A 1,218-nucleotide genomic window follows, 5' to 3' on the forward strand; every position below is an offset into this window, starting at 1 on the left:
TCCCCCGCCGTTGTAGGTGACCACGTCGCCCACCCAGTACCGGTTGATGTCGCCGGACGGCGTATGCCATGCGCTCAGGGGCCATGCGTCGTACTGGACGGCGAGCCCCCAGATGGTCTCGCCCCATTGCATGGTGTGGCTGATGCCGCCGGACTGGGAGGCCGGCGTGCTGGCCGGGGCGGACGGCGTCGTCGCGGGGGCGGACGGCGCGGCTCCCGATGACGGATCGGCGTACAGGTCCCACTGCCAGCCCTCGCCCCTGAACAGGTTCAGGTCGATCGGGCTCCATGTGTTGACGACGCCGTTGCCGGAATACTGGCGCATGGCCTCGCCGTAAGCGCCGATCATCCACGGTGCCGACTGGTAGCCGGTGCTGTCCATGTTCGCGTACTGGGCGATCCACAGCCCGTACCGGTCGCGCAGGTCCTGCGGAACGGTGCCGGCCATGGGGGCCGTGTAGAGCATCGGGTACACGCCGCCGGTCAGTTCGACCATCCGGTTCATGAACCGGCGCACCCAGTCCCAGTCGCCGAACGCGGGGTTGTCGTCCGCCTCCCAGTCCAGCGCGAGCACGGCGTGGCGCACGTAGTTGCTCGTGTTCCGGTAGAAGAAGTCGGCCTCGGCCTCCGGGTTGCCGCCCATGGCGTAATGGTAGATGCCGATCTTCTTGCCGGACGCCTGCGCGTCGGCCAGCATGCGGTTCGCGTCCTGGTTGACGCCCCAGCTGATGCAGTTGGCCGGGTTGTGGACCTGTCCCGTGCCCCATGTGGTGCCCACGACCACGAAGTCGGCCTGCATGTCGTAGATGTCGGCCCCGCACTGCCAGTTGGAGACGTCCACGCCCTGCATGTCCGCGTAGGCCGCCGCCGGCGCGAACGCCAAGGCCGTGGCGGCGACGGCGGCCGCGATCGCGCAGGCCAGTCGTTTCGGCTTGCTTTTGTTCTTGAATTCGCCCAATTCGATTCCTTCCTGTTGTGTGTTGGGTGGCATGAAAATAGCCCCCGCCGGGATCGGCGAGGGCTAAACCTGTGGTTTTCTCGGGGCTATCGGCATGTTCTGGATGGCGTTGTTGACTTGGGTGCCGTGGCCGTTGCCGCCGAGCTGGTGGTAGGCGTCGTAGATGGTCTGGGCGCGGGCCTTGGTCTCGTTGTCCGCCGTGGCCCCGCCGGCGACGAGTTCGCGCTGCTGGCGTTCGAGCTCGCACAGGAGCAGGACGCG

General features: G+C 67.3%; 1 protein-coding gene and 1 pseudogene. Both read right to left on the reverse strand.

Annotated features, from left to right (window positions below; genetic code table 11):
* A partial coding sequence (locus G1C97_RS12045; protein ID WP_240951148.1) for a GH25 family lysozyme occupies positions 1 to 957 on the reverse strand: 957 nt, incomplete at its 3' end.
* Positions 958 to 1,020: 63 nt separating this feature from the next.
* Positions 1,021 to 1,218 (reverse strand): annotated as a pseudogene (locus tag G1C97_RS12050) (hypothetical protein); the annotation flags it as partial.

The organism is Bifidobacterium olomucense (genome assembly GCF_012932375.1).
In the GTDB taxonomy this organism is placed as follows: Bacteria; Actinomycetota; Actinomycetes; order Actinomycetales; family Bifidobacteriaceae; genus Bifidobacterium; species Bifidobacterium olomucense.